The 24,893-nt window shown below is 41.1% G+C and carries 21 protein-coding genes; 8 read left to right on the top strand and 13 right to left on the bottom strand.

The features are described 5' to 3' along the window. Positions 1–135 precede the first annotated feature (135 nt). Together secDF and BMY70_RS25980 are read left to right on the top strand one after the other, a co-directional pair. Positions 136–3,111, top strand: coding sequence for a protein translocase subunit SecDF (gene secDF, locus BMY70_RS25985; RefSeq protein ID WP_090340317.1), 2,976 nt, complete (start codon positions 136–138; stop codon positions 3,109–3,111). Between the two features lie 129 nt (positions 3,112–3,240). Continuing rightward, the gene (locus BMY70_RS25980; RefSeq protein WP_090340314.1) at positions 3,241–4,692 is read left to right on the top strand and encodes an amino acid permease; all 1,452 of its coding nucleotides are present in this window, start codon (positions 3,241–3,243) and stop codon (positions 4,690–4,692) included. Positions 4,693–4,815: 123 nt separating this feature from the next. Here the strand turns inward: BMY70_RS25980 and lhgD are convergent, their stop codons facing one another. From lhgD to recQ, 5 genes are all read right to left on the bottom strand, one after another. Further along, the gene (gene lhgD, locus BMY70_RS25975; RefSeq protein ID WP_090340311.1) at positions 4,816–6,015 is read right to left on the bottom strand and encodes an L-2-hydroxyglutarate dehydrogenase; all 1,200 of its coding nucleotides are present in this window, start codon (positions 6,013–6,015) and stop codon (positions 4,816–4,818) included. Between the two features lie 98 nt (positions 6,016–6,113). Continuing rightward, positions 6,114–7,310, bottom strand: a complete 1,197-nt coding sequence (locus BMY70_RS25970) for an anhydro-N-acetylmuramic acid kinase (RefSeq protein WP_090340828.1) — start codon at positions 7,308–7,310, stop codon at positions 6,114–6,116. A gap of 74 nt (positions 7,311–7,384) precedes the next feature. After that, positions 7,385–8,581, bottom strand: a complete 1,197-nt coding sequence (locus BMY70_RS25965; RefSeq protein WP_090340308.1) for a PSP1 domain-containing protein — start codon at positions 8,579–8,581, stop codon at positions 7,385–7,387. 15 nt (positions 8,582–8,596) lie between these two features. Next, positions 8,597–9,886: a phosphoribosylamine--glycine ligase gene (purD, locus tag BMY70_RS25960; protein WP_090340305.1), complete on the bottom strand. Its 1,290-nt coding sequence runs from the start codon at positions 9,884–9,886 to the stop codon at positions 8,597–8,599. A gap of 66 nt (positions 9,887–9,952) precedes the next feature. Then, the gene (recQ, locus tag BMY70_RS25955) at positions 9,953–12,163 is read right to left on the bottom strand and encodes a DNA helicase RecQ (protein ID WP_090340303.1); all 2,211 of its coding nucleotides are present in this window, start codon (positions 12,161–12,163) and stop codon (positions 9,953–9,955) included. 93 nt (positions 12,164–12,256) lie between these two features. On the opposite strand from recQ, the gene BMY70_RS25950 reads away from it, so the two are divergent. Beyond that, positions 12,257–13,231, top strand: a complete 975-nt coding sequence (locus tag BMY70_RS25950; protein ID WP_090340301.1) for a KpsF/GutQ family sugar-phosphate isomerase — start codon at positions 12,257–12,259, stop codon at positions 13,229–13,231. A gap of 88 nt (positions 13,232–13,319) precedes the next feature. Here BMY70_RS25950 and BMY70_RS25945 read toward each other — a convergent pair whose 3' ends face one another. From BMY70_RS25945 to rpmG, 6 genes are all read right to left on the bottom strand, one after another. Next, positions 13,320–13,796, bottom strand: a complete 477-nt coding sequence (locus BMY70_RS25945) for a DUF4293 domain-containing protein (RefSeq protein ID WP_090340298.1) — start codon at positions 13,794–13,796, stop codon at positions 13,320–13,322. 85 nt (positions 13,797–13,881) lie between these two features. Then, complete coding sequence (rimO, locus tag BMY70_RS25940; protein WP_090340296.1) at positions 13,882–15,192, bottom strand: 30S ribosomal protein S12 methylthiotransferase RimO; 1,311 nt, start codon at positions 15,190–15,192, stop codon at positions 13,882–13,884. 152 nt (positions 15,193–15,344) lie between these two features. Then, entirely contained in the window at positions 15,345–15,968 is a 624-nt protein-coding gene (locus BMY70_RS25935) for a hypothetical protein (protein ID WP_090340293.1), read from the bottom strand. Positions 15,969–16,074: 106 nt separating this feature from the next. After that, complete coding sequence (gene ftsY, locus BMY70_RS25930; RefSeq protein ID WP_090340290.1) at positions 16,075–17,034, bottom strand: signal recognition particle-docking protein FtsY; 960 nt, start codon at positions 17,032–17,034, stop codon at positions 16,075–16,077. Positions 17,035–17,197: 163 nt separating this feature from the next. Further along, positions 17,198–17,350, bottom strand: a complete 153-nt coding sequence (locus BMY70_RS25925) for a DUF4295 domain-containing protein (RefSeq protein WP_090340287.1) — start codon at positions 17,348–17,350, stop codon at positions 17,198–17,200. A 93-nt stretch (positions 17,351–17,443) separates the two neighbouring features. Then, the gene (rpmG, locus tag BMY70_RS25920; protein WP_090340284.1) at positions 17,444–17,626 is read right to left on the bottom strand and encodes a 50S ribosomal protein L33; all 183 of its coding nucleotides are present in this window, start codon (positions 17,624–17,626) and stop codon (positions 17,444–17,446) included. 289 nt (positions 17,627–17,915) lie between these two features. Here rpmG and BMY70_RS25915 point away from each other — a divergent pair, with 289 nt between their 5' ends. The 3 genes from BMY70_RS25915 to BMY70_RS25905 all read left to right on the top strand — a co-directional run bounded on the left by BMY70_RS25915 (position 17,916) and on the right by BMY70_RS25905 (position 21,226). Next, complete coding sequence (locus BMY70_RS25915) at positions 17,916–18,449, top strand: c-type cytochrome (protein ID WP_090340826.1); 534 nt, start codon at positions 17,916–17,918, stop codon at positions 18,447–18,449. Positions 18,450–18,542: 93 nt separating this feature from the next. Next, entirely contained in the window at positions 18,543–20,036 is a 1,494-nt protein-coding gene (gatB, locus tag BMY70_RS25910; RefSeq protein WP_090340281.1) for an Asp-tRNA(Asn)/Glu-tRNA(Gln) amidotransferase subunit GatB, read from the top strand. 38 nt (positions 20,037–20,074) lie between these two features. Further along, positions 20,075–21,226: a TlpA disulfide reductase family protein gene (locus BMY70_RS25905; RefSeq protein WP_229209782.1), complete on the top strand. Its 1,152-nt coding sequence runs from the start codon at positions 20,075–20,077 to the stop codon at positions 21,224–21,226. 64 nt (positions 21,227–21,290) lie between these two features. Here the strand turns inward: BMY70_RS25905 and BMY70_RS25900 are convergent, their stop codons facing one another. Then, positions 21,291–22,157: a Rossmann-fold NAD(P)-binding domain-containing protein gene (locus tag BMY70_RS25900; protein ID WP_090340275.1), complete on the bottom strand. Its 867-nt coding sequence runs from the start codon at positions 22,155–22,157 to the stop codon at positions 21,291–21,293. A gap of 19 nt (positions 22,158–22,176) precedes the next feature. On the opposite strand from BMY70_RS25900, the gene BMY70_RS25895 reads away from it, so the two are divergent. Next, complete coding sequence (locus BMY70_RS25895; protein ID WP_090340823.1) at positions 22,177–23,193, top strand: gliding motility protein GldB-related protein; 1,017 nt, start codon at positions 22,177–22,179, stop codon at positions 23,191–23,193. 110 nt (positions 23,194–23,303) lie between these two features. After that, on the top strand, positions 23,304–24,389 hold the full coding sequence (locus tag BMY70_RS25890; RefSeq protein ID WP_090340270.1) for a complex I subunit 1/NuoH family protein: 1,086 nt from the start codon (positions 23,304–23,306) through the stop codon (positions 24,387–24,389). Position 24,390: 1 nt separating this feature from the next. Here BMY70_RS25890 and BMY70_RS25885 read toward each other — a convergent pair whose 3' ends face one another. Then, entirely contained in the window at positions 24,391–24,840 is a 450-nt protein-coding gene (locus BMY70_RS25885) for a YEATS domain-containing protein (RefSeq protein WP_090340268.1), read from the bottom strand. Between the last annotated feature and the right edge of the window lie 53 nt (positions 24,841–24,893).

Below are 24,893 nucleotides of genomic sequence, written 5' to 3'. Positions count from 1 at the left end.
GTCTATAAGCCGCCTGTCTTTACGGCGCCTGCTCTTATATCCTCATGACTTAAATATTGTTATCCCGGACTGCGAGTCATAAACTGCACGTCCCCAATCTTATCTATTTGAAAATTTCACATTTTTTACAAAACAATGACTAACAAGAATGGAGTAATTGCGCTAACGATTGTGTTAGCTCTTATTAGTGCCTATTACCTTTCTTTTACGTTCGTTTCACGCAACATAAAAGGAAAGGCTGAAACCTATGCCACTGATGCATCGGGGAAAGTAGATGACAAGAAAAAACAACACTATATTGATTCGCTTTGGCGCGAAGATGTATACCTGGGGCAAACTTTGCAGGAAGTAATGGAACGTGAGCTTAGCCTTGGTCTTGACCTTCAAGGTGGTATGCACGTTGTTTTGGAAGTTTCTCCTGCTGAAATTTTGAAAGGAATGGCTGGTGGAAATGCTCGCAGCGCATCGTTTCAAAAAGCTCTACAGGCAGCGCAGGCAGATAAAAAAGCAGATAACAAGGCTTTTGTAAAGATTTTTGTTTCAGCATTTAAGGATGCTGCTCCGAACACAAGTCTTGCGAGTGTATTTGCTACAAGTGCAAACCGTACCAAAATCAACAGCAATTCGTCAGATGGTGATGTTGTTAAAATGCTTAACACGGAAATCGACGGAGCAATTGACAGAGCTTTCCAGATTACGCAGGCTCGTATTGACAAATTTGGTGTAACAAACCCGAATATTCAGCGTCTCCCAGGAACAAATCGCGTATTGGTTGAACTTCCAGGGGTTGATAACCCGGAACGTGTTCGTCGCCTTTTGTCGGGTGCTGCGAAACTGGAATTCGCTCAGGTATATCTTACTAACGAATTAGCTCCTGCAATCGATCAGCTTGGAAGCTACTTAGCTCGTGAAGACGCGAAAGAAAAAGCAGCTGGAAAGCCAGCCTCTGCCGCTGCAGCAACGGATACCACTAAAAAATCAGGTTTGAGCGGTCTTGCTGCTCAGCTTGAACAAAAAGGAGATTCTTCAAAAACAGATTCATCCGCTCTTGCTGCACAAAGTGCTGCTTTGACAAGCCTTTTTGTACCAATGCCACAAGGTTTGGGTGTTTATTTGAAAGATACTGCTCGTGCGAACGCAATTCTTCAGAGTCCGGAAGTTCGTTCAATGTTCCCTGCTGATCTCGTTTTCATGTGGGATCGTAAAGGAACTCCAGGAACAAACAATCAGTTGATTCTGCCATTGTATTTCATTAAGAAACAAAATGGCCAGGCTGCTATGGAAGGTGATGTGATCGTAGATGCGACGCATGATTATGATGATCGTGGCCGTCCGGAAGTAACGATGCGTATGAATGGTGAAGGTGCTCGTAAATGGCGTACCCTGACTGCCAACAGCATCGGTCGTCCGGTTGCGATTATTATTGATAATCTTGTTTATACTGCTCCTACGGTTCAAGGTGAAATTCCAAATGGTAACTCAAGTATCACAGGTAACTTCACAGTTGAAGAGACAAAAGATATGTCCAACGTGCTTAAAGCAGGTAAATTGCCGGCTCCTACGCACATTGTTGAAGAAGCAATTGTTGGGTCTACACTAGGTTCAGAAGCGATTACTGCCGGTGTTTTGTCATCTTTGATTGGTCTGGTGGTTATCCTTGTGTTCATGGTTGCATATTACAGCGGCGCTGGTTTTGTTGCTGATATTACGCTTCTTCTAAACTTGTTCCTCCTTTTAGGTGTGATGGCTTCTCTCGGAGCTGTGCTTACACTTTCAGGTATCGCAGGTATCGTTCTTTCGATTGGTATGGCTGTCGATGCGAACGTACTTATCTACGAAGGGATAAAAATTGAAATCGAAGCCGGAAAGCCATTTAAACTGGCCGTTGCAGATGGTTTCAAGCATTCAATGACAGCCATTATTGACTCGAATGTAACGACACTTCTTACAGGTATTATCCTTTACACATTTGGTTCAGGTCTTGTTTTAGGTTTCGCTACCACGCTGGTACTTGGTTTGCTTACGTCACTTTTCACTGCGATATTCATTACTAGATTATTCCTTGAATATCAGATACGTAACGGAAAAGTTTACAAGTTTTATTCTGGTCTGACTAAAAACTGGTTTAAGGATAACGATTTTGACTTTGTATCGCAGCGTCGTCGCTTCTACATTATTTCAACTGTTATCATGGCGATTGGAGTGGGATCTTTCATCTTCAAAGGGTTTGGACTTGGAATTGACTTCAAAGGTGGACGTTCGTATGTTGTTCGTTTTGAGAAAAGTGTTGAAACAGACGAAGTTCGTGAAGTGATGAGTGCAGCGCTTGGAAGCTCGCCTGAAGTGAAAACATTTGGAGGGTTTGATCAGGTTAAAATTACTACAGATTATCTGATCGAAGACACAGCTCCCGATGCTGATCAAAAAGCAGAGGCGAAGATCATGGAAGGAGTCTCGAAAGTAAAAGACAATAAGGGAACTATTGTCAGCTCAAACAAAGTAGGTCCGACGATTGCATATGACACCATGATTAATGCTTTGTATGCAGTTTTGCTTGCTTTGGCTGCCAACTTTGTTTATATCTATCTACGTTTCAAACGACTTGCATTTAGTTATGGGGCGGTCATGTCTCTTGCGCATGACGTTGTTATTTTGCTTGCCGTTTATTCTTTATTTAACGGATGGCTGCCATTCTCCCTTGACATTGACCAGGCGTTTATCGGAGCAATCCTGACGGTGATCGGTTACTCAATGAATGATACGGTTGTTATTTATGACAGGATCCGTGATTATTTGAAGGATGACAAAGCAACAACTGAGACATTGCCAACTATTATCAACAATGCCCTTAACAGTACGTTAAGCCGTACAGCCGTTACTGGTATCTCGGTTATGTTGGTTTTGATCGTGTTATTGGTATTTGGAGGTGAGGTAATCCGTGGATTTACATTCTGTATGTTACTGGGTGTAATCGTTGGAACTTATTCTTCCCTGTTTGTAGCTGCCCCGGTTGTAGTTGACATTCTTCAGCGTGAAAAAATCAAGAATGCTTCTTTGGTAAGTGTCGATGCCACAACGGCCGCCGCAAAGACGAAAGGAGTTAAAGCATAAGCATTTTAGATAATAAAAGGGGGAAAGTATTTTACTTTCCCCCTTTTATTCTTTAGCTAAGACAGACTTAGCGAATTTTATTTTAGTTTTATAAGATATTGAAATAATAACTCCAATCAGAATTACTATATGGCAAATCAACTTTGGGTAAAGAAGCCAATTGAAAAATTAATGCTCGAGTCGAGCGGGGAGGGAAATCAGCTTAAGCGATCTCTAAGTTCGACAAGTTTGATCGCGCTGGGTATTGGCGCCATCATTGGTGCTGGTCTTTTTTCCCTTACAGGAATTGCAGCCGCAGAACATGCAGGACCTGCTGTAACAATTTCATTTATTCTCGCTGCCGTAGGGTGTGGATTTGCGGGTTTGTGTTATGCTGAGTTTGCATCAATGATCCCAATTGCGGGAAGTGCTTACACCTATTCCTATGCAACAATGGGCGAATTCGTAGCATGGATTATCGGATGGGACCTTGTTCTTGAATATGCATTAGGCGCTGCAACGGTATCTGTAAGCTGGTCTCGTTATTTACTTGAATTTTTGAGTTCGTTCGGAATTCACTTGCCTGCTCAATTGGTATGTTCTCCTTACGAGGTTGTGAAGTTAAGTGACGGAACGATTATCGACAACGGTATTGTAAACTTGCCTGCAATCCTGATCATCTGGGTTCTTTCTTTACTTTTAATCAGGGGTACACAGGGATCTGCATTTCTTAACAATATTCTTGTTTGTGTTAAAGTGGCAGTGGTTCTGATATTCATCGCGTTAGGATGGAGCCATATCGATCCACAGAATTATGTACCATATATTCCTGAAAATACCGGGAATTATGAAAATTTTGGCTGGTCTGGTATCGCTACGGGTGCTGCGGTTGTATTCTTTGCTTTCATCGGTTTCGACGCGGTTTCTACGGCTGCTCAGGAAGCTAAAAATCCTCAGAAAGGTATGCCAATCGGTATCCTGGGTTCACTTGTTATTTGTACCTTGCTATATGTACTTTTTGCACACGTAATGACAGGATTGGTAAAATATACTGAGTTTGCCAATGACGCAAAACCTGCAGCGACTGCATTTGCAAAAACAGGTTATGATACACTTCAAACAGGTTTGATTATCGCAATTTTGGCCGGATATACTTCCGTTATGCTCGTAATGCTTTTAGGACAAAGCCGGGTGTTTTATTCGATGAGCAGAGACGGTCTGCTTCCAAAATTTTTCAGTGCGGTTCATCCAAAATTCAGTACACCTTGGAAAACCAATCTTTTCTTCATGATTTTCGTGAGTCTTTTTTCAGGACTTGTGCCTGTTAGTGATCTTGGGCATATGGTAAGTATAGGTACCCTTTTTGCATTCTGCCTTGTTTGCGTGGGCGTCTGGATGCTACGCGTAAAACGTCCTGATCTTAAACGTTCATTCCGTACGCCGTTGGTTCCTTTCGTACCAATTATGGGTATCGTGGTTTGTCTATACCTGATGTACTCGCTGCCAATTGAAAGCTGGTACCGTCTCGCGATCTGGCTTGCACTGGGTCTGGCTGTATATTTTGGATATGGAAAGAAAAATAGTAAGCTGTCGAATGAATAACGTCGGCTTTCGGCTATCAGCAATCAGATCTATTACCTCGAAATAATAAAAAAAGTCCTTACATCCGGAAACGGATTTGTAAGGACTTTTTTTATTTTCCGAAAGCCGAAAGCCGAAAGCCGCTTAAATTCTTGCTAAAACTCTTTCAGAAACGGTTTGTCCGATAGAAAGTGACGAAGTTGCTGCCGGGGAGGGAGCATTACAGACATTAATGGCACCTTTATTTTCAATGATTGAGAAGTCATCCAGCAAACCGCCGTCGTAATCACAGGCTTGCGCACGAACGCCCGCTCCGCCCGGAATTAAATCTTCACTTTGCACTTCCGGTATTAATTCCTGCAAAGCTTTTGTAAACGCGGCTTTGGAAAATGAGCGGTAATATTCTCCCATTCCGGTTTGCCAATATTTCATGGCTACTTTTCTGAAACCAGGCCAGGCCAAAGCTTCCAGCAGTTCAGGAATATTTATATCCGTTTTTTTATATCCTTCTCTCTTGAATGCAAAAACAGCATTTGGTCCTGCCTCTACTCCACCTTCGATCATCCGCGTAAAATGAACGCCTAAAAATGGAAAGTTAGGATCCGGAACTGGGTATATAAGGTTTTTGACCAAATAATGCTTTTCCGGACGGATCTTATAATACTCTCCCCTGAAAGGTATAATCCTGACTTTAATCTCTTCCGGTTGTGTCAATTGTGCAACTTTGTCAGAATATAAACCGGCACAATTTACAACAAGACGCGTAGTATAGGCATTGCCGGAAGCCGTGATTACTTCGCTTGAAGCATTCTGGTTTTTGATGTTAATAACTTTCTCTCCGAACCGTATTTCTCCGTCAAGTTTCAAAAGTTTCTCAGCATATTTTTCACTTACGGCTGTATAATCGATAATTCCGGTGTACGGTACCCAAATTCCTTCGAGGCCATTTACGTGCGGCTCCCTCTCACGAATTTCTTGTTTCGTGATCATTCGGTTTTGAGTTAGACCGTTCTGTTGTCCACGATCATATAGATTCTTTAACAATGGGATTTGTTCAGCCTTTGTTGCAACGACAATTTTTCCGCAAAGATCATATGGAACGCCTTCCCGGTTGCAAAAATCCAGAAGCATTTCATACCCACGAATACAATTTGTAGCTTTTAAACTTCCTGGCTTGTAATAAAGTCCTGAGTGAATTACCCCACTATTATGTCCGGTTTGATGTTTGGCAACACCATTTTCCTTTTCAAGAAGGAGAAGTTTTAACGAAGGTTTTTGTTCTTTTATACGAAGGGCTGTGGCCAAACCAACAATCCCACCGCCTACAACGATGATATCATACATGCGACAAGAATTCTTTTTTGCAAAGAAACAGCTTGGAGCTCAATTATTCTGTATTTACAGGGTAATCCCGGTATTTTATTTGAGATCCTGTACAAACATCATCCGGGAAATGAAATCTTTCCCATCGATACGCTTGGAACACCTTCCCTCTCTCCGAAATTCATATTCGTACCGGCAACCGTTTCATTGGCCAATACCGCAAATAAAACAGCTTCTTTGGCGTCTCCTGATACTCCCAGTTCATTGATTAACCCAAGCTGACAATTTGGTAGCTGCTCACGAATGGACGCCATCAGCACCGGGTTATGTGCACCACCGCCACTCGCGTAAATTTTGTAAATTTCTTCGGGTTTCATTACTCTTTTAATTGCACTGGAAATCGTGTCGGCACTGAATCGGGTTAGTGTTGCGAGAACGTCCTCCCTGGAAATATCTTGTAAATTATATTTTGCAGTGACGTTCGCGACAAAATCCATATTGAAAACCTCTGGTCCTGTCGTTTTTGGAAACGGAGCTTCAAAGAACGAAAGTGACTTTAAAGCCTCTAGCAGGATAGTATTTACTTTTCCACTGGCTGCAATAGCGCCGTTTTCGTCATAAGGTTTTCCAAAATATTCTCTGGAAAAAGCATCGATAAGTGTGTTACCCGGTCCTGTATCCGTAGTGAAGATCTCGGATGGATTCAATGATCCTGGCAGATATGTAAAATTTGCAATACCACCCATGTTCAGTAAAATTCTATTTTCTCCTTTTTTGGAAAATAGAAAATAATCACCGTAAACAGCCAGAGGCGCACCCTCTCCTCCAGCAGCAATATGTTTTTGGCGAAAATCACTTAGTGTTATAATTTGTGTAGTAACAGCAATATGATCACCGTCTCCGATCTGTAACGTAGAATTTGGAAATTCGGAAAGATTATGCTGTTTCTTTGGAGCATGAAAGACCGTTTGTCCATGACTTGCGATCAGGTCAATTTCTTCTGGCTGAATGTTCCATTTTTTCAAACATTCCAGAATCATATTGCCATGTGTAATGCCGATAGAGGGATTCAGAACACATAAATGTTGAAAGTCGATCTCACGCTTTGCAAATATCTCTCTTATGCTATCCCTGAATTCTTCGGTAAAAGGTACGGTTGCAAAATGTTCTACTTTCAAAACTGTATCGGTTCCGTTTCCTTCAACATTACATAGCGCAACATCAAGCCCGTCAAGTGAGGTGCCGGACATCAGTCCAATGATACGTCTGGAAGGTTTATTAGCAATTTGTGCTAAACGAATTACATGAGTTTTCAAGAGCTTGGATATTGAGCTGGTGATAAAAGAAAATAAGCTGCAAAATATCATTTTTGCAGCTTATTTTCTTTTTTTTATTGCGGTGAAGAAGGAGTGGTAGCTTGTGGTGGTTTGGCACCGCGGTTTTTATTACCATTCCTGTTTTTCTTCTTTTTCTTCTTTTTTTGTTCCTCGCTGTATTTACGGTCAAGGTTTGCAAGGTCACTATTCAATGACTGAGCGCCTTTTTCGATTTTCTTTTCCGGTTCCGGAGTCAGAATTTCCAGAGATTCCGGAATAATATCCTTCTTGTTCAAATCAATGATTTCAAGAACTTTATCAATAGCAACCGGATACCAGTTTGTGTCTTTTTCAAAACCAAACCACATAATCTTTCTGAAAATATCCGTCTTCTGAAGCGTTGCAACTCCTTTTTTTGTTTTCAAAGGCGCATCGATAGTAGGAATATCTCTCAGAGCATCAATGTAAGTTTCGAGCTCATAATTCAGACAGCATTTTAGTCGTCCGCATTGTCCTGAAAGTTTTGCAGGGTTCAGCGAAAGATTCTGATAACGCGCAGCCGAAGTAGAAATATTCTTGAAATCTGTAAGCCACGTTGAACAGCAAAGTTCGCGTCCGCAAGAACCCAGGCCACCTAAACGGCTCGCTTCCTGACGAAGACTGATCTGCCTCATCTCGATCCTGACTTTAAATTCAGAAGCAAGAGATTTGATCAGCTCCCGAAAGTCAACACGCTCTTCGGAAGAGTAATAAAAAGTAGTTTTGGTGTTATCTGACTGAAATTCAACGTCTGATAACTTCATATTCAGTTTCATCTCACGGATAATTTCCCGTGTGCGATAAAGCGTTGGCATTTCACGTGCCATCGCCTGCGTATGTTTGTCCAAATCTTTTTCCGTCGCTACCCTGTAAATGACATGAATATCATCGCTGATCGCAACGCTCTTACGTTTCATCTGCAGGCGTACAAGTTCGCCTTGCAAGGATACTGTTCCAATATGCTGGCCCGAAGCCATTTCGCAAACAACGTAGTCGCCGGTGACAAAGTCAACCTGATTTATATTACGGAAATATTCTTTTCGTCCGCCTTTAAATTTAACTTCAACAACGTCAAACTTCTGGCTTGCAGGCACATCCATGTGGCTGAGCCAGTCGAAAACATTCATTTTATTACATCCACCTGTACCACAGGTTCCATTACTTCCACATCCTGAGACGGCCGATCCTTCTTTAGTACCGCATCCGCCGGATGCACATGATCCACATCCCATAGTTAATCGTCTTCATCAAGAGTTATAACGAATTAAATCCATACCGATGTCGTGTCTGAAATATTTTCCCTCAAACTGTATAGCTTGCGCAGCACGCTGCGACTTATGAACAGCATTTTCAAGCGAATTGGCAACGCCGGTTAAAACCATAACCCTGCCACCATTCGTCACGACTTCGGTATTCGCATTAAATGTAGTTCCTGCATGAAACAGAAATACATCTTCAACCTTTTCCTTGCCGGAAATTACTTTGCCTTTTTCATAATCTCCCGGGTATCCACCAGATACCAAAACAGTCGTCACTGCAACCTGCGGGGAGATTTTCATTTCGATGTCCTGTAAAGTACCTTTGGCGGTTGCAGCCAGAAGTATCAGAAAATCAGATTGAATACGCGGCAAGACCACCTCTGTTTCCGGATCGCCCATACGTACATTGTACTCAATGACATAAGGCTCTCCTTTGATATTCATCAAACCGATAAATATGAATCCAACATATTTGATTCCCTCACTTTTTAACCCGTGGAGTGTCGGTTTAACTACTTTTTCTTCAACTTTTCTTAAAAAATTGGCATCAGCGAAAGCAACAGGTGAAACGGCACCCATTCCTCCGGTATTAAGTCCGGTATCGTTTTCTCCAATTCTTTTATAATCCTTAGCTTCCGGCAAGATTTTATAGTTCTCACCATCACAAAGTACAAATACTGACAATTCTATTCCTTTTAAGAATTGCTCAATAACAACTTTATTTCCTGCCGATCCAAATTTACCGTCAACAAGCATCTCTGTAAATGCTTCCTGCGCTTCCTTATGTTTCTCAGCAATGATCACACCTTTTCCAGCCGCAAGTCCATCAGCTTTTAACACAATCGGCAATGGATGCGTTTCCAGATATTCCAATCCGCTTTCAAGAGTTTCAGCCGTAAAAGTGCGTGAAGAAGCTGTTGGGATGCCATATTTTTGCATGAACTGCTTCGAGAAATCTTTGCTGCCTTCCAGTTCTGCACCGGCTTTATTTGGCCCGATTATTTTTATTTTACTAAGATCAGGGCGGCTTTCGAAATAATCAACAACGCCATTTACCAGGGGTTCTTCCGGCCCTACAATTACCAATTCAATACTATTTTCAATAACAGCTGTTGCAACTGCGTCAAAATCATTGTAAGAAATAGGAAGGTTTGTTGCTATTTCTGCAGTGCCGGCATTTCCCGGCGCTACAAACAAATTGTCACAAAGAGGGCTTTGGGCTATTTTCCAGGCAAAAGCGTGTTCTCGGCCTCCTGAACCCAATATAAGTATATTCATAACTTGGATAAAAATAATTTTGACAAACTGTTAGGTTAACAGGCAAAATCCTTGCCTGACTCTGAATTAGTTTGCCAATTCCGATAAAAACTTGATACGCATCAATCTTAATTCCTCTTCACTTACGTCGTCGTTGGAAAATTCGTCTAATGCGGCTGCGATATTATCTGTTTCAGCATTCATGAAATAATCATAAATATCCTGCTGTCTCTCTTTGTCAATCACCTGATTGATATAGTAGTCAAGATTTAATTTTGTTCCAGAATAACAGATATGTTCGACTTCTTCGATAACATCGCTAAGGGCCATGTCCTTTACATCAGCGATCTCGTCCAGACTTACTTTTCTATCAACCTGAGAAATGATAAAAATCTTAATCTTGGATTTGTTGACAGTTGACTTAATTACAACATCTTTCGCCGTTTCAATATCGTTCTCTTCTACATAACGCGTGATGAGGTCAATGAATTGACGTCCGAATTTCTGCACCTTCCCCATCCCGACCCCATTAATCTGGGCCATTTCCTGTTGTGTGGTCGGGTACGTCGTTGCCATTTCTTCCATGGATGGATCCTGGAAAATAACATAAGGAGGCAAATCCTTTTCTTTGGCAACTTTTTTACGAAGTGCTTTCAGCATACCTAAAAGCGTCTCATCGTAGGCATGCGCGCTGCCGCCGGATGCTGAATCTGCGCTATCGTCCTCCACTTTAACCTCCTCCTCTTCGAAGTTATGATCTTTGTGAAGGGTTACGGGATAAGGGTCATTGATATAATTCAGCCCCTTTTCTCCGATCTTGATGATACCATAGTTTTCAATATCTTTTTCAAGATAATTTAAAATAACCAATTGACGGATAGTGGATAGCCAGTAATCACGTGACTCATTCATTTCCAGTCCCTTGCCGAAAACGTCCAGTTTATCGTGTTCGTAGCTGCGGACATATTGGTTGTCTGTTGCGGTGATCAGGTCAGTAATATGATCTCCGTCAAAACGCTGCTCTGTCAGTTGAACGGCACGGAGGACTAGCACAACCTCATCCTGAACTTTGGTTTTTTCGGTTGGTTTTAAACAGTTGTCGCAGAAGCCGCAGTCTTTGTCGAGATACTCGCCAAAATAGCTTAAAAGCTGTCTTCTCCGGCAGACACCCAACGTTGAATAGGCCACCATTTCATTCAGCAAATGGCGCGCATTATCCCGTTCCGTAACAGTTTTGTCCTTATTGAATTTTTCCAGCTTCTGAATATCGTCGTAGCTGTAAAACATCAGACAGTTACCTTCCAATCCGTCACGGCCGGCACGACCCGTTTCCTGATAGTATCCTTCCAGCGATTTTGGCACATCATAGTGAATGACAAAACGAACGTCTGGCTTGTCAATACCCATTCCAAAGGCAATTGTTGCAACAATAACGTCTACTTCTTCATTTAAAAAAGCATCCTGGTTGGCCATGCGCGTATTGCTGTCCAATCCGGCGTGATAAGGAAGTGCTCTCACATCGTTGACAGAAAGCAGTTCAGCGATCTCCTCAACCGTTTTACGGCTCAGACAATATATGATACCAGACTTACCCTTATTATTTCGGACGTAACGGATAAGCTGCTTTTTGGTATCTTTTTTAGCGCGGATTTCGTAGTATAGATTTTTTCGGTTGAACGAGGATTTGAAAGTTTCAGCCTCTTCCATTTGCAGGTTTTTACGGATGTCCTGCTGAACTTTGGGGGTAGCAGTAGCCGTTAAAGCAATAATCGGGAGATTGCCGATATTTTCGATAATACCATAAATGCGGCGGTATTCAGGGCGGAAATCATGTCCCCATTCAGAAATACAATGGGCTTCGTCGATAGCAACAAAAGAGATTTTAACTCTTTTCAGAAATTCAAGATTCTCATCTTTTGTCAGTGATTCCGGTGCAATGTAAAGCAGTTTCAGGCTGCCGTCCAGCGCATCGTTCTTCACGCGAGTCATTTCCGCTTTTGTAAGCGTTGAATTAAGGAACTGTGCATTAATCCCAAATGCAGTCAATTGGTCGACCTGATTTTTCATGAGGGCAATAAGCGGAGATATAACGATTGTCATACCTTCCGTTACCAGTGCTGGCAACTGGTAACAAAGTGATTTTCCTGCTCCCGTTGGCATAATAACGAAAGTATTTTTGCCTAGCAGAATGTTTTGAATTATTACCTCTTGCTCTCCCCGAAACTGACTGTAACCAAATATTTCTTTGAGTCTTTCTTTTAACGTGTCTAAAACGACATTATCAACCTGCTTTACCATACTTTGTCAACAAAATGGATATCCCAAAGTTCTCTATCTTTGCCTTTGATCTTTATAATTGGAATTAGTTCTCAATAAAACTGTAATTCAGATTTGAAATTAATAAAAAATATTCAGTCCATCGCAAAGAATGTGATACTGCAGGAAGCTATTGCTTTACAGAATCTTGTTGAAAGGATTGATGACGAATTTGAAAAGTGCGTATATGCTATTTTAAATTCCGGAGGCAGGGTTGTGGTTTCGGGAATCGGGAAGAGTGCGATTGTGGGTCAGAAAATCGTTGCGACTTTAAATTCGACTGGTACACCGGCATTATTTATGCACGCCGCTGATGCAATTCACGGTGATCTGGGCATGATCCAGGATACCGATGTTGTGATGGTTTTGTCAAAAAGCGGAGATACACCCGAGATAAAAGTGCTCGTTCCTTTGCTCAAAAGAACCGGTGTGCCGATCATTGCGATGGTCAGTAACAGAGACTCCTACCTTGCCCAGCATTCGCAATTTATTTTGCATTCGTATGCACCGGTTGAGGCCGATTCACATAATCTGGCACCGACGACGAGTACCACGGTTTCGATGGCGTTGGGTGATGCGCTGGCTATCTGCCTGCTTGAAGCAAGAGGTTTTACCCGGCAGGATTTTGCACGTTATCATCCGGGAGGTGCGTTGGGAAAACGACTTTATTTGAAGGTGTGTGATATATATCCAAACAATACGCTGCCAATTGTTGATGAAAATGCATCATTGAAACAGGTGATTATGGAAATTACTTCCAAAAGACTTGGTGTTACGGCTGTAAATAATTCTGAAGGAAAAATGGCCGGAATAATTACAGACGGTGATCTGCGTCGAATGTTGAATCAGCATTCGGGAGAAGAACTGCTGCATTTGCGGGCCTGTGATATCATGACGGCCTCGCCGATATGTGTTGATCCGGAAGATTTCGCGGTAACTGCCCTGGAAATTATGCAGTCAAAAAGTATCACACATGTTGTCGTTGTTGAAGAAAATATTGTAAAAGGGTTTGTTCATTTGCACGATTTACTGAGAGAAGGATTGGTTTAAGCGCAAATGAATTTCATAGAAAAAGGGTTTGAAATTGAAAGTTGAACTTTCGTTTTCGAACCCTTTTATATTTACTGTTCAGTTCAGCTTATCTCAACCTGTTCGATTGCTGAACCGTCTTTTCATCTTTACGGATATAACGGTTAGCCATTACGTTCGCGAGCATTGCCGCAACCAATCCATAAAAGCCAATGGTATAATCTCCCGGAATTTGAGGATCAAATAATTTTGCTGCTTTATAGAATGTGAGATAAACCACAAGCCCAAGCAAAGTACTCATCAAAATCGAATTGACAGCACATAAGGCAGATTGCAACACCCGGTTGCGGAATTTGATCAGTGCGAAAGCGGCTACTCCTGCGATAACAATCGCAAGGATCAGTAAGTAAAGAACCGAGTCAACATTAGATTGAACCGGATTGAGCTGATGCGTCAGTTTTAGTGCGGTCAGAGAAGCTTGTTGTTCTCCACCGACAGCTATTTTAGTCCAGACAGGGAATGAAACAAAAACGCCCATTCCGATTACAGTAATGGCCAAAAAAATAGATTGAATGCGTTGCAACATGATTTGAAATATATTATTGTTTTGCGGATATAGGATGCAAAATTAGTAAAGACACAGGTTATGAAAAATTTTGAGAAAATAATTGTTATTCAACCACATCTCCATATAAATCGAATTCTTCCGCCGCGTTAATTTTCACGTTGGCAAAATCACCCAGACGAACATATTGACTTGCAGGAATCAAGACTTCATTATCAACTTCCGGAGAATCAAATTCTGTACGGCCGATGAAGTGACCTCCTTCTTTACGGTCAAAAAGAACTTTGTAGGTATTCCCGATTTTTTGTTGGTTCAATTCATGAGAAATTCCCTGTTGAAGTTCCATGATCACGTCTGCACGCTCCTGCTTTATTTCAGCCGGAATATCATCAGGCATTGTGTATGAATGCGTGTTATCCTCGTGTGAATACTGGAACGCCCCCAGACGATCAAAACGCATTTTTTCAACGAACTCGTAAGTCTCATCAAAAAGTGCTTCGGTTTCTCCCGGATGGCCAACGATCAATGTTGTGCGTAGAGCGATTCCGGGTACTTTGTCCCGAATTGTGTTAATCAGATCTTCTGTTTTTTCACGTGTAATGCCTCTGCGCATGGATTTTAAAATCTCCGTTGAACCTGCCTGCAATGGCATATCAAGATATTTGCAGATGTTGCTGCGTTCATTCATTACATCCAGAACATCCATCGGGAAACCGGCAGGATAAGCATATTGTAATCTAATCCACTCGATACCTTCCACATCAGAAAGCTGGGCCATCAGATCAGATAAATTTCTTTTTTTGTAAATATCCAACCCGTAGTAAGTAAGATCCTGAGCGATCAGGATTAATTCTTTCGTTCCACGTTTTGCCAAAGATTTTGCTTCTTTCACCAGTTCATCGATCGGACGTGAAACGTGTCCGCCGCGCATAATCGGAATAGCACAAAAACTGCAAGGACGGTCGCAACCTTCTGCGATTTTTAAATATGCATAGTGAGAAGGTGTTGTCAGTAAGCGTTCACCCACCAGCTCATGTTTATAATCAGCTTTTAAGGTTTTGAGAAGACGTGGAAGCTCATTGGTTCCAAACCATGCGTCTACGGTTGGAATTTCGACAGAAAGTTCATCTTTGTAACGGTGAGACAAACAACCTGTAACATATACTTTGTCGACAATCCCTGCCGCTTTTGCGTCGGCATAACGAAGGATTGTATTGATGGATTCTTCCTTGGCGTTATCAATAAAACCACATGTGTTAATGACAACAATCTGGGAATTATCCTTTTTTGATTCGTGAGCAACATCGAATCCATTACCCTTTAACTGGGTATATAAAACTTCCGAGTCAACCAGGTTTTTTGAACAACCCAGCGTGACGATATTAACTTTATTAGTACGTATTCCTTTGGTTTTCATAGGATGTAGCTATCGGCCGTTAGCTTTTAGCTATTAATTTTTATTAGATGTTTGTTCAAAAATCAACTGGGAATCAGAAATAAATCTCTTGAAGTAGTTGATAATGAACGGTCAAACGGGGTGCAAAGTTCGTTAAAATTTACGTGATAATGCTACTTTATTACCGGAAATCCTTTTTCGGTAAACCGGACAGGGATTTTCTTGAAGAATTCCTGTATCGCCCAGGTTCCGGGTATTCGGTCTGTCAGAATAAACGAATCTCCATTTGAAAGTGAATACATAGAATATCCAAACCGTATTTTACCGCCACTACTGATCACATCAATATTCTTGATGTCTCCGTCTTTTAGCACATAAATTTTTTCCGGGAACTTTATTTCTATAATTCTTTCATCTGGCAGATAGGTAATTCGGATATTTTTCGTGTATTTCCAATAGTTCAAATCCAGGTAGAAGTAAAAAATTGATAGTCCGATTGTTATCACACAGACAACGATAAGTGCAGCAGGATTTCGCCAATCATACAGATAAACGGATGGAGAAAGGGTATCAGGGATTTTGGCAAAACAATACAGACCTAATATTGCAAAGTAGTAGATCGTCAAATTATCAATTTTAGTGAAATATTGAAACTTCGTTACTTCGTAAGATCTTGGAACCTTTAATGGAGAATTTTTGCCGACAGTATTATCTGTAAATCTCAATAACCCCCAGATTGCCAATCCGAAAATTCCGAAAATTAAAGCAAAAACTAAAAGGGAATCGTTCTTATCCATAGCCCAAAGCGATACTTGATGAACAACAGCTCAAAGTATAAGTTTATCGGCTACGGAAAAAGCTGAAAATTAGCGGAACGGCAATTGAAAGGATAAGCGGTCGAAATCAGATTTTCTTAAATAGCGAATCAACAAATTCACTTCTGTCAAAAACCTGCAGATCTTCCATTTTCTCACCAACTCCGATGTATTTAATAGGAATTTTAAACTCGTCAGAGATTCCTATGACTACGCCACCTTTCGCTGTACCATCAAGTTTTGTAATAGCCAAAGCAGAGATTTCTGCAACTTTGGTAAATTCACGTGCCTGAATCACAGCGTTTTGTCCAGTACTTCCATCCAAAACAAGAAGAACTTCATGCGGAGCATCGGGAATGATTTTCTGCATAACTCGCTTGATTTTCGAAAGCTCGTTCATCAAGTTAACTTTTGTATGCAATCTTCCGGCTGTATCGATAATAATGACATCAGCGTTAATTTCCATACCACGTTTCAAAGCGTCGTATGCAACAGCCGAAGGATCCGTGTTCATTCCATGATCAATCACAGGAACGTCAACGCGTTTTCCCCAAAGCTTCAATTGTTCAACTGCGGCAGCACGGAAGGTATCCGCGGCTCCCAACACAACTTTATGTCCGCGGGAATGAAACTGGTGTGCCAGTTTTCCGATGGTAGTCGTTTTCCCAACCCCATTTACCCCTACCACCATAATGACATAAGGCTTCGGTAAATGTTCCGTTTCGAAACTATCGGTTACGTCGACAGATTTATTTTCTGTCAGCAGTGAAGCAATTTCTTCCCGTAAAATAATATCAAGTTCGGCCGTTGTTGCATATTTATCTCTCGCAACACGCTCTTCAATACGTTTGATAATCTTTACGGTTGTTTCAACACCTACATCAGAGCTTACAAGAATATCTTCCAGCTCATCAAGCACATCCTCGTCGATAGTCGTTTTTCCTACGATTGCCCGGGATAATTTGCCGAAGAAACTGTCTTTGGTTTTTTCGAGACCCTTGTCCAGCGTCTCCTTTTTTTCTTTTGAAAAAAACCCAAATAAAGCCATAGTCAGATGTATAGGTTAAAATCTAATACTGTTAGTATGCCAAAAGTATCATATTACTTCCGCATGAATGTTTTTACAACCCAAAAATAAAACAAAAAAGTCCCTCGTGGGACTTTTCGGGCAATCTATATTAAAACCTTTGAAAACATAAGGATTGAAAACCTTAGTTTTTAAGGGCACCTTGTACACCTTCTACGGGTACCATTTCTTCTTTGAAGGTCCAAGCTCCTGTTTTTGGAGACTTAACGGCTTTAATCACTTTGGCAAATGATTTACCGCCTTCTTTTTTCAGGGTAGCAACTACTTTCTTTGCCATGTCTGTATATAGTTAATATGTTATTGTATATATTAAATGCTATTGTAATTACGACATATTGCCAACCTTCCGGTCAACAAACGTAGAAAGTAATTACTTAATCTCTTTATGAAGAGTATAACGTCTTAGGAAAGAATTGAATTTTTTCAATTCCATACGACCTGGCGTATTTTTCCGATTTTTTGTCGTTACGTAACGTGACATTCCTGGTACACCTGTTGTCTTTTGTTCGGTGCATTCCAATATAACCTGTACTCTATTACCTTTCTTAGCCATTACTTTACATCGTTTTACAAATAGGACTGCAAAAGTAAGAAGATTTCATATTATTTAAAAAACATATTTCAAATAAAATTTAGATAAATAATAAATTTGAAGAATTTACACCTCGTTAAAATTATTCAACTAATTGATTTACAAAATGTTGAATTCTATATTAAATTTGTTTCATTGCAGTAATTATAATGCACACTAGGAAAATCTGACGCAAACTTGCTTTCTTCGTGTAGAGATTAGGCGTGAAAATCGATAATCGGGCGGAATTACTTTAAATATGTTTAAAAAAATGGCACTTAAAAAATGTACTTCTCTGGCAGTTATTGCCATAGCTGCATCAATTTGGATCGGCTGTTCTTCAAAGGAAGATAAAGCCAAGTATGATACTTTCTATGGTTCAGGAAGCAAAGCGCGTGAGGAATCGGCATTAACGGCTCTTCAGGCAGAACGAAGAACTGCTATCGAAAAACCCGCAGCCGAGGTCGCAAAACCTGCTTCTGGTGCCGACAGTTCTAAAGCTGCCCCAGCAGCTGACACAACAGCGGCAGCTCCTGCCAAACCAGCAGGGCGCAAAGCAGTTCCTGCCGAAGTTTCAGCATTGCTTAATAAACATGCATGTCTGGCTTGTCACAATCCATATGATAAAGTGATCGGACCTGCTTATGCGGAAGTTGCGAAAAAGAATTATTCAGTGGATCAGATCGTAGAACTGGTTCATGCTCCAAAACCTGAACACTGGCCTGGTTTCCCTCCTATGGCGCCTATGACGCATGTTCCGAAAGCGGATATAGCGATTATTGCAACATGGATCAACACGCTGTAAGTTTGAGATTAAGGAGTTTATCATAGAAAAAACGGGTCGTCCATATGGTGGACGACCCGTTTTTGTATCTTTGCTGAAGAATTTGTAACCAATATGACTGAAAGCATAATCAATCCCTCAGAAGTGACTGAAGAACTTCTTGCCTCTTACGAAACGGTAATTGGCCTGGAAGTCCATTGCCAATTATTAACTGAGTCTAAATTGTTCGCCCAGGACCTGAATCGTTTTGGGGCAGAGCCCAATACGAATATAGGTCCATTGACACTGGCTTTGCCAGGGACTTTGCCGAAACTAAATAAGAAAGCTGTTGAATATGCAGTGCGGATGGGATTGGCTCTGGGCTGTTCTGTAAGCAGACGCACAATCTTTGACAGAAAGAATTATTTCTATCCGGATCTACCAAAAGGATATCAGATTTCGCAGGATAAAAAACCGATCTGTGAAAACGGGGGTTTGACGATTTCTGTAAAAGGGAGTGACGGGAAATTATATGAAAAATTTATTCGTTTTCATCATATCCACTTAGAAGAAGACGCAGGGAAATCGGTCCATGACGGCAGTGATACAGACACACTCCTGGATTATAACCGTGCCGGTACGCCTTTGGTCGAAATGGTGTCTGAGCCTGATTTGCGATCGGCAGAAGAAACGGGAGCCTTCGTTACTGAAATTCGACGTTTGGTCCGCTATCTGGATATCAGTGATGGAAATATGGAAGAGGGTTCGCTTCGTTGTGACGTGAACGTTTCGCTTCGAAAAAAGGGTGATACGAAACTGGGCACGAAGGTTGAAGTGAAAAATATGAATTCGATCCGTAATATGATGCGGGCAATCACCTTCGAAACACGCAGACAAATTGCGATGCTGGAGTCAGGTGAAACGATTCAGCAGGAAACGAGAATGTTTGACGTGGAAAGCGGGCAAACTTATGGTATGCGCGTGAAAGAAACGATGAATGATTACCGCTATTTCCCGGATCCTGATTTAAGTCCGGTAGTAATTTCAGAAGACTGGCTTGGAGAAATTACTGCATCAATGCCGGCGCTTCCTCAGGCTTTGCGTGAAAAATTCACGAAAGTATATGGAATTCCTGTTTACGATGCGCTTGTTTTAACAGACACGAAGGAAATGGCGCAATATTTTGAAAATGTTTGCTCAAAAACTTCGGCTTATAAATCAGCTTCAAACTGGCTGATGGGTTCGGTTAAATCTTACGTGAATGAGCATGACGGAAATATTGAATCTTTCCCGGTTTCAGCGCAGACACTTGCTGAGCTGATTGAACTTACCGAAACAAATGTGATCAGTAACTCGGTTGCTACACAGAAAATATTTCCAATTTTGCTGACTGAGCCAAACCGTTCGCCAAAAGAGATTGCAACGACAAATAACTGGATTCAGAATAGCAATACAAACGAATTGGAAACGTTGGTAGATCAGGTTATTGCATCAATGCCTGACAAAGTTGCGGCATATCGTAAAGGGAAAAAGGGCTTGCTGGGATTGTTCGTAGGTGAAATTATGAAGAAATCGAACGGCGCCGCAGATCCGAAAATGGTAAACCAGCTGCTGGCTGAAAAATTGTAATTATAAAAATTTACTTAGGAGATATTGCGAAGTTAATTATGAAAAAACGCATTAAAACTGGCTTTTTGATTATTGGACTAGCCCTAACCGGAATGTCGGTAATGGCTCAGGAGCAAATTTCTCCTAAGCTGTTTACAATTAACGGAAAAGTTAAAAATGGGTCAGCGGGTGAAAAAGTAATACTTTCCCAATCGCTGATGACTGGAAATTCATTGAAACTGGATTCCGCTAAACTGGCTGCTGATGGATCTTTTACGATCAAAGCAACGGAAAAGGACGGAGGTAGTTTTTATATGCTGAACCTTGCCGACCGGCAAAAAATTGTATTGCTTTCGGAAGGAGGTGAAACATTTAATATTGTTGCAGACGGCTTTGAAAAGGACAGTAAAGGAAACGCCGGAAAAGCACAGATTACCGGTTCCAAAAATATGGAGTATTATGCCAAACTTCTGGAATTAAATCAGGCTATGGCAGCCAAAGTTGCCGTTTGGAATGAGGCTTATGCGGCTGCGGAGGCGAAAAAAGATTCTAAAAAAATAGGGGAAATCCAGGTTGCCTATAAAAAAGCAGAGCTGGAGCATCTTGATAAAATAAAAGCGCTTATCCCGGAAATGGGAACTTCTCTGGTTGCCATTTTTACGGCAAATAACTTTTTAAATCCGGATACGGACCTTGCACTTTTGCAAGACGTAGCGCAAAAGTTTGAAAACGTAAAACCAACACCTAAGCTTGCCGAAGCATTTGTAGGTCAGGTTAAACGGATTAAAGGTATCGCAATCGGCGATATTGCTCCTGATTTTACTTTGAACGATCCGGAAGGAAAACCGATTGCACTTTCCTCATTGAGAGGGAAATTTGTTCTTATTGATTTCTGGGCTTCATGGTGTGGACCTTGCCGTCAGGAAAATCCGAATGTAGTTCGTATGTATGACAAGTTTAAGGGCAAAGGTTTTGATATCTATGGCGTGTCTTTGGATAAAGAAGCTAATGCCTGGAAAGCAGCGATTAAAAAAGATAATCTGACTTGGATACACGGATCAGATCTTAAATTCTGGAATTCTGTTGTTGCTCAAACCTATGGAGTAAGTGCAATACCACAGACTTATTTATTGGATAAGGAGGGAAAGGTGATTGCTAAAAACCTTCGTGGGCCAGCCTTGGAAGCCAAACTGACAGAGCTTCTACCATAAAATAAAATAGTGTAAAATATGAAAGCCGCGAGATCAAATTCGCGGCTTTCGTCTTTTACAGACTTTACGCTTCGTAATAAAAGAGTAGTGGATCCGGATATTGAAAAGTGTAGGGATAAAATTTATTTAATTTTTCTGCCGAAATAATTTTAAAGTCGGGCCTGATTTCAGGTTCCGAAAATGTCGGAGCTTCCCAATTAAATTCAGCGCAGGACTTCTCGTAAACTTCCCGCCGGGTTGGATGCAAAGGAGCCACAACATTGAAAGTTTCGTCTACCACGCCTTTTTTTAGTATGGTAGAAATAATTCCTGCTGCATCGTCGCGATGGATGTAATTAACAGGAATAGAGGCCGTAGTCATATCTTTTTGTCCACGCACATATTTTCCAGGAATTCGGTTATAGCCTAACAAACCGGCATGCCTTAATATCGAAACTTTTCTCTCGCCGCGAATGCTTAACAGCAGATTTTCCGCTTTAACAAGTGCCGGAGAAGAGGATTCTTCTGGATTTATAACATCATTTTCGACGACAACACGGTTAAGATCAGGATAAATACTTGTCGAACTTACAAATACAATTTCTCTGATCGGAGACTGGTTGATATGCGCAATGACCGATTTAATTTGTCTTGGATGAAAGTCTTCTTCGTTTTTTGATAATCTTGGAGGGATCGAAATAACAAGAATATCTGTATCAAAAAATGAAGTTATCTGTGAAGTTTCCCCAGCTAATTCAGGATTGAGATTAAACAGAAAAGGCTTGATACCTGCATTTCTGAATTGTTCTATTTTATCAGCCGAAGTTGTGCTTCCTTTGATTATGGATGAAATATCATCTGCCAGCAAACGTTGGGCTAAGGTGAAACCGAGCCATCCGCAGCCCAGAATGCTTATCCTTTTTTTTTCTATTTTTGTATCTTTATTATTCATGATAATTCGTTTCCGCCGAATGGTTTATATACGTACTTTCATTGTTCTTAGTTGTCTTGTTTTTGGTTTTTTGTCCTGTAACACCGATTCCAAACAGGACGCTGAATCTGACTCAGGTTCAATTCAGGTGAATATTTCTGTTGAAGATCTTGATAAGCAACTTTTTGCCTGCAAGTCTGTTGAGGAAGTACAAAGTTTTTTGGATAAACATTCCTACTTAACACAATGGTATTTCAGCGAGGCGCCTGTTGAAAAATCTCAGTTGTCGGCCCACCTTTTCCAAATCCTACAAAATAAGGATTTTCAGTCTTTTAAAACACAGCTTGATTCAATTATTGGTGATAGGAATACTGCAATAATAAATCCTTTAAAAGAATCTTTTCAACGCATTGCGAAAGCTTATCCGGATTTCCGGGCACCGCAGGTTAAATTTATGGTGACGGGTTTTACGGGAAATGACCTTTACATATCCGATACCTTAATCATTATTGGTCTGGATTATTTTGGCGGACCAAAGGCAAAATACAGACCGGATGTGTATGATTATCAATTACAGCGTTACCAAAAGGAATACATTGCACCTTCAATTATTTTTTTCATGTCCAACAAATACAATCATGTAAATGCATCTGACAGAACATTACTGGCTGATATGATTGGTTATGGGAAAGGATATGAATTTGTAAAACAAGTGATGCCAAACACGGCTGACAGTCTGATTTTGGGGTATTCTGAGGAGAGTCTAAGGAGGACCTACAATAGTCAGGGCGATATCTGGGCGTTTTTTGTAAGTAATAAATTGCTATACGAAACGACGGATTTGAAGAAGCAGAAATTTATCGGCGAGCGCCCTTTCACAGTCGAAATTGGGAACGAAGTTCCTGGTGGTATCGGCCGCTGGTTAGGCTGGAGAATTGTTAGTAAGTATATGGCTGAAAATCCAAATGTGACCCTGCCGGAATTGATGAAAAATGATAACGCCGCAAATCTTCTGCAAGCTTCCGGTTATAAAGGTGAAAAGGATGATGATGAGTAAGTTTTTTGCTTACTTTTGTCAGCATCGCGTGAAACTGTTGTAGACCACATGTCTTTTTGAGTGGTTACTTTGAAATATTCAACCCGCGGCGGTCGCTTTAATTTACCATAATGCCTGTAACCTTAATAATTTTCCTTCTCTTAGTACCCGGCTTTGTTGTGATCGGTGTTTATCTTGAACGTAAAGTTTCGGCTTTTATTCAGGATCGTCTGGGACCGATGGAGGTTGGGAAATGGGGATTATTACAATTATTTGCGGATTTGTTAAAGTTGCTTCAAAAAGAAGATATTGTTCCCAAAGCTGCTGACCGGAAACTTTTCCTTATTGCTCCCATTGTCATTTTTGCTTCTGTTTTCACAGGATTTGCCGTTGTACCCTTAGCGCCTGACCTTGGAGGTTCGGGTGCTGCCGTCGGTGTCTTTTTCCTGTTAACTATTGTTTCTGTTGATGTAATCGGCTTGTTAATGGCCGGTTGGGGATCAAATAATAAATTCGCTTTATACGGAGCTATGCGTGCTGTGGCCCAAATTATTTCCTACGAGGTTCCATTGGGATTATCGATTCTGTGTGTTGTCATGCTTTCTCAAACGCTGGATTTACAGGTCATCAGTTTTCAGCAGGGAATTTATTCCGGAGAGACCGTTTATCTTTTTGGTATGAGAAGATTTGGAATCGATGTAACGGCTGTCGGCGGATTTCTTTCCTGGAATATTATAAGAAATCCATTTCTGATCATCGCCTACGTCGTATTTTTTATCGCATCGCTTGCTGAATGTAACCGTGCTCCATTCGATTTACCCGAAGGAGAATCAGAGCTTGTCGCCGGTTTTCACACAGAATATTCCGGTATGAGATGGGCGCTTTTTATGCTTTCAGAATATGGAATGATGTTATTAGTTTCTCTTCTCGGAGCAATTTTATTCTTGGGAAGCTGGAATACACCCTTTCCTAACATCGGTCCGCTTCGCCTGGCTGACTGGACAAGCGGAGAACCGGGAACTTGGTTTGGCTACCTATCCGGTGCCTTCTGGTTGTTTGGAAAAGCAATTTTAGGTATACTGATACAAATGTGGGCGCGATGGACACTCCCTCGTCTGCGTGTGGATCAGTTGATGTATCTGGGATGGAAAGTTTTGACTCCGGTTGGACTGGTTTTATTTTTTGTTTCCGGAGTCTGGAGATTATTAGGTATCTGAATTAATCGACAATTTCTGCGCCGTCCAGAATATAATTCATCTGGTAAATATCATCCGCATTTAATTTTAAAGTTCCTTGAAAAGTAAGACGTTCGTCTGTTTTAAACTTACGTCCGTTTTTCTTGAAATTTAATGTCATCACCGTTTCCGGCCCTGCCCCGCCGCAGAAAAAACATGCGCTGAATGGAAATGCGGACAATACATATAAATTTGCGTCCAGATCCACAGGAAGAATATATCCAGTAATTGTTACCGGCTGATTTTTCAATTTTTGCACACTTGGTCCAAAAGTCGGATGCAGCATATAGATCGATTCTTCTGCATACCATTTCTTCTTAAAAGTCACATCACGCAAAGTTTCCCATGTTAATTTTACAGGTGCAGAGCTCGGTGCGAATGCAAATAAGGAGGCGAGAAGAAGCGCGATGGCTATGAAACGTACTGATTTCATATTATTTTGATGTTTTATACTAAATAGGATTCAGGTAGTCAAACAAAAATACG

Origin of the sequence: Dyadobacter koreensis (assembly GCF_900108855.1) — a bacterium.
Lineage (GTDB): Bacteria > Bacteroidota > Bacteroidia > Cytophagales > Spirosomataceae > Dyadobacter > Dyadobacter koreensis.
Note: the sequence above shows the minus strand (reverse complement) of the source record. Positions and strands in the feature narration are given on the sequence as shown.

What these genes read in the sequence shown, in the direction of transcription:
- secDF (WP_090340317.1), top strand. Translation starts at nt 136, where the DNA reads ATGACTAACAAGAATGGAGTAATTGCGCTAACGATTGTGTTAGCTCTT.
- BMY70_RS25980 (WP_090340314.1), top strand. Translation starts at nt 3,241, where the DNA reads ATGGCAAATCAACTTTGGGTAAAGAAGCCAATTGAAAAATTAATGCTC.
- lhgD (WP_090340311.1), bottom strand. Translation starts at nt 6,015, where the DNA reads ATGTATGATATCATCGTTGTAGGCGGTGGGATTGTTGGTTTGGCCACA.
- BMY70_RS25965 (WP_090340308.1), bottom strand. Translation starts at nt 8,581, where the DNA reads ATGGGATGTGGATCATGTGCATCCGGCGGATGCGGTACTAAAGAAGGA.
- purD (WP_090340305.1), bottom strand. Translation starts at nt 9,886, where the DNA reads ATGAATATACTTATATTGGGTTCAGGAGGCCGAGAACACGCTTTTGCC.
- recQ (WP_090340303.1), bottom strand. Translation starts at nt 12,163, where the DNA reads ATGGTAAAGCAGGTTGATAATGTCGTTTTAGACACGTTAAAAGAAAGA.
- BMY70_RS25945 (WP_090340298.1), bottom strand. Translation starts at nt 13,796, where the DNA reads ATGTTGCAACGCATTCAATCTATTTTTTTGGCCATTACTGTAATCGGA.
- rimO (WP_090340296.1), bottom strand. Translation starts at nt 15,192, where the DNA reads ATGAAAACCAAAGGAATACGTACTAATAAAGTTAATATCGTCACGCTG.
- BMY70_RS25935 (WP_090340293.1), bottom strand. Translation starts at nt 15,968, where the DNA reads ATGGATAAGAACGATTCCCTTTTAGTTTTTGCTTTAATTTTCGGAATT.
- ftsY (WP_090340290.1), bottom strand. Translation starts at nt 17,034, where the DNA reads ATGGCTTTATTTGGGTTTTTTTCAAAAGAAAAAAAGGAGACGCTGGAC.
- BMY70_RS25925 (WP_090340287.1), bottom strand. Translation starts at nt 17,350, where the DNA reads ATGGCAAAGAAAGTAGTTGCTACCCTGAAAAAAGAAGGCGGTAAATCA.
- rpmG (WP_090340284.1), bottom strand. Translation starts at nt 17,626, where the DNA reads ATGGCTAAGAAAGGTAATAGAGTACAGGTTATATTGGAATGCACCGAA.
- BMY70_RS25915 (WP_090340826.1), top strand. Translation starts at nt 17,916, where the DNA reads ATGGCACTTAAAAAATGTACTTCTCTGGCAGTTATTGCCATAGCTGCA.
- gatB (WP_090340281.1), top strand. Translation starts at nt 18,543, where the DNA reads ATGACTGAAAGCATAATCAATCCCTCAGAAGTGACTGAAGAACTTCTT.
- BMY70_RS25905 (WP_229209782.1), top strand. Translation starts at nt 20,075, where the DNA reads ATGAAAAAACGCATTAAAACTGGCTTTTTGATTATTGGACTAGCCCTA.
- BMY70_RS25900 (WP_090340275.1), bottom strand. Translation starts at nt 22,157, where the DNA reads ATGAATAATAAAGATACAAAAATAGAAAAAAAAAGGATAAGCATTCTG.
- BMY70_RS25895 (WP_090340823.1), top strand. Translation starts at nt 22,177, where the DNA reads ATGGTTTATATACGTACTTTCATTGTTCTTAGTTGTCTTGTTTTTGGT.
- BMY70_RS25890 (WP_090340270.1), top strand. Translation starts at nt 23,304, where the DNA reads ATGCCTGTAACCTTAATAATTTTCCTTCTCTTAGTACCCGGCTTTGTT.
- BMY70_RS25885 (WP_090340268.1), bottom strand. Translation starts at nt 24,840, where the DNA reads ATGAAATCAGTACGTTTCATAGCCATCGCGCTTCTTCTCGCCTCCTTA.